This is a genomic window from Massilia phosphatilytica, from assembly GCF_977014125.1.
On record NZ_CDRNIL010000050.1, the window covers coordinates 1 to 6,556 of the forward strand.

Sequence of the window (6,556 nt, forward strand, 5' to 3'; positions counted from 1 at the left end):
ATGTTCTGAAAGGTTAAAACGGAGGAGTTAGTTGGATGATCCAGCACCTGGTTCATGACGCCGCGCCCGTTGCGCACGAAGATGACCTGGCCGTAGCCGGGGTGCGCATGGGGTTCGGTGCGCCAGCGGCCGCGGTCGGTGACGTGGCCGACGTTGACGAACCAGTTTTCCTTGCGCTCCGGTCGCTCGACGTATAACCGGACCTTGGGCACCGGCGTCAGCGCGGTGTTGTGATTTGCATACAGGTACCGGTTTCGTGACGAAACTGTGCTTCATTGCTCGCGTCTCCTCGGCAAGGACGGCCATGTGTTCGGTCTGGCGCCGATCGGTTGCGGTGGTGGCCAGCCGCCCTTTAGATCACAACCATATCCCTCTTGCAAAAAAACAGCAAGTCGTTTCCGTCGCGCGGCGAAAAGTGCCAGCGAATCGCGCTTTTGTGTAGGGACGACGCCCGGGCCGGATCCCTATTCTTATGTCCATAGACACGACGCCCATGCTCCAGCGCAGGCAACCCAAAGGAGAACCAATTGGCCAGCAAAGTCCCGCTCAAGATCGCGATCGCCGAGCATCCGCATACCGCCGCCATCCGCAACGGCACCATTCCCATCGAGGGCGTGGATGCCGAATTCGTCACCGTCAAGCCGCAGATCGGCGCCTTCCGCCGCATGGTGCGCGACGTCGAATTCGACGTCTGCGAACTGGCGCCCACCACCTACATCATCGCCCGTGCCTACGGTGCGCCGTTCGTCGCACTGCCCATCTTCGTCGTGCGCCGCTTCCACCACGGCGGCCTGCTCGTGCGTCCCGGACGCCGGCATCAGGACGCCGAAGGACCTGGAAGGCAAGAAGGTCGGCGTGCGCGCCTATTCGGTCACGACCGGTGTGTGGCTGCGCCAGGCGCTGATCGACGACTTCGGCCTGGACACGTCGAAAGTGACCTGGGTCGTCGACGACGAGGAACACGTCACCCAGCTGCAGCTGCCGCCGAACGTCATCCACGCGCCGGCAGGCACCTCGCTGGCCGACATGATGGCCAAGGGCGAGCTGGTGGCCGGCGTCGAAGGCGCGGCGGGCATCGGCCGCACCGGCGCCCCGACCGGCGGCTGGCAGGAAGTCGAAGCGGACTATCCGGATCTGCTCCCGAACGCGGCGGCCCTGGAAGCCGATTCGTATGCCCGCACCGGCATCTACCCGATGCACGGCACCATCGTCGTGAAGGATTCGGTGCTGGCCGAGCATCCGTGGATCGCGCAATCGCTGTACAAGGCGTTCGACCGCGCCAAGAAGGAATGGCTCGCGCGCCTGGACGCCGGCGAAGCCACGACCGCCGGCGACAAGAAATACCTCAAACTGCGCGAGATCGTCGGCTACGACCCGCTGCCCTACGGCATCGAGGAAAACCGCAAGACCATCGAAGCGCTGGAACAAACCGCGTTCAAGCAGTGCCTGACCCCGCGCCGCATGTCGATGAGTGAGCTGTTCGTCGACCCGCAGGCACGCTGAAAGGAAGCACCATGATCATCGATTGCCACGGCCACTTCACCACCATCCCGAAATCGCTGCGCGACTGGCGCGCGCAGCAGAACGGACGCCGTCAAGGATCCGTCCAAGGCGCCGCTGCTCGCCGGCGCGCATGTCTCGGACGACCAGATCCGCGACGCCATCGAGAACGGCCAGTTGAAACTGCAGAAAGAACGCGGCAGCGACCTGACGCTGTTCTCGCCTATCGCCGGCCTGATGAGCCACCACCTGGGCAACGAGCGCACGAGCCTCGAATGGGCCGAGATCTCGAACGACCTCGTGTACCGCGTCACCGAGATGTACCCGGATAACTTTGCGCCCGTGGGCATGCTGCCGCAGTCGCCGTACGCGCCGCCGGCGAACAGCATCCCCGAACTGCGCCGCATCGTCGAGGAGCTGGGCTTCGTCGGCGTCAACCTGAACCCGGATCCGACCGGCGGCTACTGGACCGGCACCCCGGTCACCGACCGCTCGTGGTATCCGCTGTACGAAGTGCTGTCCGAGCTGGACGTCCCGGCGATGATCCACGTGGCGGCATCGTGCAACCCGTGCTTCCACGGCACCGGCGCGCACTACCTGAACGCCGACACGTCCGTCTTCATGCAGGTGCTGCAGTCCGACCTGTTCAAGGATTTCCCGAGCCTGCGCTTCGTGATCCCGCACGGCGGCGGCGCGGTGCCGTACCACTGGGGCCGTTACCGCGGCATGTCGCTCGAGATGATGGAGCGTCCGCTCGAAGGCCTGCTGGACAACGTGTTCTTCGACACCTGCGTGTACCACCAGCCGGGCGTGGAACTGCTCACCAAGGTCATCCCGTCCGACAACGTGCTGTTCGGCTCCGAGATGATCGGCGCCGTGCGCGGCAAGGACCCGGCCACCGGCCAGTATTTCGACGACACCAAGCGCTACGTCGACGGCATCGCCGCCTTGAGCGCCGAGGACCGCTACAAGATCTACGAAGGCAATGCCCGCCGCGTGTATCCGCGCCTCGATGCGCGCCTGAAGGCACAAGGAAAGTAAAGGAATTTCCATGACTTACCCGATCATCGACACCCACCCGCACATCATTTCCGACGACGAGAAAAGCTATCCGCCGGCGCCGCTGTTCGGCAAGCGCTCGGACTGGTCGCAGGAACGGCCGTCCACCGTCGAGGCGCTGATCGCCGCGATGGACGACGCCGGCGTCGCCAAGGCCGCCGTGGTGCACTCGTCGACCACTTACGGTTTCGACAACAGCTACGTCGTGGACGGCTGCGCGAAGTATCCGGACCGCCTCGTCGCGGTCGGCTCGGTGGACGTGCTGCAGCCGGACGCGCCGGAACGCATCCGCGAATGGACCGCGCGCGGCCTGGCCGGGCTGCGCCTGTTCACGGGCGGCAGCACCAAGGAGTTCGACCCGAGCGAGCTGGATGACCCGCGCTCGTTCCCGGCCTGGGACCTGTGCGCGGAGCTGGGCCTGCCGATGTGCATCCAGACCGGCCCGGCCGGCCTGCGCCAGGTGGCCGAGCTGGCCCGGCGCTTCCCTGGCGTCAACATCATCCTCGACCACCTGGGCCGTCCCGACGTCCTCGACGGGCCGCCGTATGCCAACGCGCAAAGCCTGTTCGACATGGCGCAGTTCGAGAACGTGTACCTGAAGCTGGCGCCGCGCATCTTCGGCGACGTCAAAAAGGGCAATGCCAGCGCCGAGACCTTCTTCCCGCGCGTGGTCGAGGCATTCGGTGCCCGGCGCATGGTGTGGGGCTCGAATTTTCCGACCTCCCCCGGTACGCTGTCCGAACTGCTGGCAACCGCCCAGGACAGCCTGGCCTGCCTCGGTGAAGAGGACCGTGCCTGGATCTTCGGCCGCACGGCGCTGAAACTGTACCCGACCCTGGCCTGACGGCACGCCGGCCGCGGCCGGCGTAGCACGACAAGAGAGAACGCGATGGAGACAAACGATAAACGGCCGGCGGCGGCGAATCCCTGGAGCATCCTGCTGCTCCTGGCAATCGCCCTGCTGATTTCATTCATAGACCGGACCAGCCTGTCGTCCGCGCTGGCGGACAAGAACTTCCTGCGCGAATTCGGCCTCACGAGCGTGGAACGCGGCTGGCTCAACTCGGCCTTCTTCTGGACCTACGGCCTGTTCCAGCTGGTGATGGGCTGGATCGTCGACCGCTACGGCGTCAAGTGGCCGTACGCCGTCTGCTTCGCCCTGTGGTGCGCGGCGACGGCCCTCACCGGCGTCGTCACGACCTTGACCGCATTGATCGTCATGCGCCTCGTGATCGGCGCGGCGGAAGCGATCGTGATCCCGGCCAGCTACCGCTGGATGGGCGACAACTTCCAGGAAAGCCAGAAGGGTCTCGCCGTCGGCCTGTTCACGATGGGCGGCAAGTTCGGCCCCGCGATCGGCGCCCCGGTGGCGGCGTGGATGATCGTCAACCACTCGTGGCAGGCGATGTTCATCCTGACCGGCGTCGTCGGCCTGCTGTGGCTCGCGCCCTGGCTGCTGATGCTGAAGAACGATCTCCCGACGCGGGCACAAATGGCCGCCGCGAAGAAGCGCGCGTCGTCCGTGACGCTCGGCGGCCTGCTCGCCAGTCCCGTCGTGTGGGGCGGCATGATCAACAACTTCTGCTACGGCTACTTCACGTTCTACTGCATGACGTGGATGCCGGCCTACCTGGTCGAGCAGCGCGGCCTGTCGCTCGAGAATTCCGGCCTGTACACGTTCTTCAGCTTCGCCGGTATCGCCATCGTGGCGACGATCGCGGGCTGGGTGGCGGACCGGATGATCGCCCGCGGCGGCGACGCCGTCAAAGTGCGCAAGGGTTTCGTCATCGCCGGCTTCATCGGCGGCACCACTGTCCTGCTGGGCGCCTATGCCGAGTCGCTGCAGATGGCGTTGTTCTGGAACGTGCTGTCGCTGTCGCTGCTCGGTTTCGTCACCGCCAACAACACCACGCTGTGCAAGCTGACGCTGATCCCGAAGCCGGCCATCGGCCTGAACACGGGCCTGCAGCAGGTGGCGACGAGCCTCGCGGGCGGCGTCTCGGCGAGCCTGTCCGGCTGGCTGCTGCACGTCGGCGGCAGCTACGAGTTGCCGATGCTGGCGATCTTCGGCTTCCTCGTCCTCGGCGCCGTGAACTCGCTCGTCCTGCTGCAGCGCAAGTGGGCACCGAAGGTGAGCGAAGCGCCCCTCGACCAGCCGCATGCGGATGTCCGTCCGCTGCCCCGCACATAACAACGAATCACTGAAGGAGTAACAAACATGGCAGAAATCGTGTTCGGCATGGCCGTACCGCACAGCGGCATGCTGGGCCAGGCGCCGGAAGACTGGCTCAAGAACGGCGAGCGCGACCGCAACAATCCCGAGCTGTGGTACCGCAACCGCACCTGGACCTACCCCGAGCTGGAAGCCGAACGCCGCGACGAGGGCTTCGAAGCCCTCCTGACGATCGAGGAACGCACCGCGCGCGCCAAGCGCTGCCGCGCCGCGCTGGACGAGATGCGCGCCGCGTACGAACGCGCCGCCCCCGACGTCGCGATCATCCTCGGCAAGGACCAGAAGGAGATCTTCACGCACATGTCGCCGTCGATCGCGATCTACAGCGGCGAAGACGTCTTCAACGGTCCGCCGCAACGCTCCGTGTATGCGCCGGACCACGCTGTGACGCACAAGGCGTATCCGGAACTGGCCACTTACCTGCTCGAGACGTTCGAGCGCGGAACTTCGACCTGACCGACCTGATGTCGTGGCCCGACGACGTGTGGATGAAACCCGCCGCGCCGATCGCGCCGCACGCGTTCAGCTTCGTGTACCGCCAGATCATGGGCGACAACCCGCCGCCGCACGTGCCGATCCTGATGAACTGCTTCTATCCACCGACGCAGCCGCCGATGAGCCGCTGCATCGAGTTCGGCCGCACCCTGCGCGATGCGATCAAGGCGTGGAAGAGCGATGCGCGCGTGGCGATCATCGCATCCGGCGGCCTGTCGCACTTCGTCTGCGACACCGAATTCGACCAGCGGATCATGGGCATGCTGCGCAACTACGACTACGAAGGTCTCGCCAACGTGGACGAGCGCTCGTACCAGTCCGGCACGTCGGAAATCAAGCTGTACGTCTCCGTGATGATGGCCCTGCAGGACTCCGGCGCGCAGATGACGCTCGTCGACTACGTGCCCTGCTACCGCACCGCCGCCGGCACCGGCGAGGGCATGGGCTTCATGTATTGGAACGCGAACGAATAACACACCAAACACGAGGAATACGATGAGCAATACCCGACTGAACGGCATCATCCGCGCCTGGGAACAGGTCGACTGCGGCACCTACATGAAGACGGACGTGTCGGCGTTCAGGTAGTGCGCGCCGGTGCCGTGGAAGCACGGGTTGCACGATGCCGCGACGTGGATCATCGCCGGGACATCCCGGCTGGACAGCACTTCGTACAACGGATACCACGAGCGGTCGGTGACCGGTGTGCCGGTCCAGTAGCCGCCGGTCGGATCCGGGTTCAGGTTGACGCCGACAAAGCCCAGTTCTTCGACGATGCGGCGCAGTTCGGGGATGCTGTTCGCCGGCGGCGCGTACGGCGACTGGGGCAGCATGCCCACGGGCGCAAAGTTATCCGGGTACATCTCGGTGACGCGGTACACGAGGTGGTTCGAGTCTCGGCCCATTCGAGGCTCGTGCGCTCGTTGCCCAGGTGGTGGCTCATCAGGCCGGCGATAGGCGAGAACAGCGTCAGGTCGCTGCCGCGTTCTTTCTGCAGTTTCAACTGGCCGTTCTCGATGGCGTCGCGGATCTGGTCGTCCGAGACATGCGCGCCCGGCGAGCAGCGGCGCCTGGACGGATCCTTGACGGCGTCCGTTTGCTGCGCGCGCCAGTCGCGCAGCGATTTCGGGATGGTGGTGAAGTGGCCGTGGCAATCGATGATCATGGTGCTTCCTTTCAGCGTGCCTGCGGGTCGACGAACAGCTCACTCATCGACATGCGGCGCGGGGTCAGGCAAGGGGTGCTGGATCATCCAACTAACTCCTCCGT

At 65.3% G+C, this 6,556-nt stretch carries 5 protein-coding genes and 3 pseudogenes; 6 read left to right on the forward strand and 2 right to left on the reverse strand.

Annotated features, from left to right (window positions below; translation table 11 throughout):
• Positions 1–212 (reverse strand): annotated as a pseudogene (locus ACWNCF_RS01945) (hypothetical protein); the annotation flags it as partial.
• A gap of 315 nt (positions 213–527) precedes the next feature.
• On the opposite strand from ACWNCF_RS01945, the pseudogene ACWNCF_RS01950 reads away from it, so the two are divergent.
• The 6 genes and pseudogenes from ACWNCF_RS01950 (at position 528) to ACWNCF_RS01975 (ending at position 5,760) form a co-directional block, all read left to right on the forward strand.
• Positions 528–1,503 (forward strand): annotated as a pseudogene (locus tag ACWNCF_RS01950) (ABC transporter substrate-binding protein).
• A gap of 11 nt (positions 1,504–1,514) precedes the next feature.
• Positions 1,515–2,541 (forward strand): annotated as a pseudogene (locus ACWNCF_RS01955) (amidohydrolase family protein).
• Positions 2,542–2,551: 10 nt separating this feature from the next.
• Positions 2,552–3,403, forward strand: a complete 852-nt coding sequence (locus ACWNCF_RS01960) for an amidohydrolase family protein (protein WP_449405823.1) — start codon at positions 2,552–2,554, stop codon at positions 3,401–3,403.
• A gap of 45 nt (positions 3,404–3,448) precedes the next feature.
• Complete coding sequence (locus ACWNCF_RS01965; RefSeq protein WP_449405824.1) at positions 3,449–4,750, forward strand: MFS transporter; 1,302 nt, start codon at positions 3,449–3,451, stop codon at positions 4,748–4,750.
• A gap of 27 nt (positions 4,751–4,777) precedes the next feature.
• Positions 4,778–5,248 (forward strand): hypothetical protein, encoded by a 471-nt coding sequence (locus ACWNCF_RS01970; RefSeq protein WP_449405825.1) that lies wholly within the window; start codon positions 4,778–4,780, stop codon positions 5,246–5,248.
• An 8-nt stretch (positions 5,249–5,256) separates the two neighbouring features.
• Entirely contained in the window at positions 5,257–5,760 is a 504-nt protein-coding gene (locus ACWNCF_RS01975) for a DODA-type extradiol aromatic ring-opening family dioxygenase (RefSeq protein ID WP_449405826.1), read from the forward strand.
• A gap of 81 nt (positions 5,761–5,841) precedes the next feature.
• Here the strand turns inward: ACWNCF_RS01975 and ACWNCF_RS01980 are convergent, their stop codons facing one another.
• Complete coding sequence (locus ACWNCF_RS01980) at positions 5,842–6,495, reverse strand: amidohydrolase family protein (protein ID WP_449405827.1); 654 nt, start codon at positions 6,493–6,495, stop codon at positions 5,842–5,844.
• Between the last annotated feature and the right edge of the window lie 61 nt (positions 6,496–6,556).

Excerpts from the sequence above, each read along its gene's own strand:
- ACWNCF_RS01960 (WP_449405823.1), top strand. The coding sequence starts at position 2,552 with ATGACTTACCCGATCATCGACACCCACCCGCACATCATTTCCGACGAC.
- ACWNCF_RS01965 (WP_449405824.1), top strand. The coding sequence starts at position 3,449 with ATGGAGACAAACGATAAACGGCCGGCGGCGGCGAATCCCTGGAGCATC.
- ACWNCF_RS01970 (WP_449405825.1), top strand. The coding sequence starts at position 4,778 with ATGGCAGAAATCGTGTTCGGCATGGCCGTACCGCACAGCGGCATGCTG.
- ACWNCF_RS01975 (WP_449405826.1), top strand. The coding sequence starts at position 5,257 with ATGTCGTGGCCCGACGACGTGTGGATGAAACCCGCCGCGCCGATCGCG.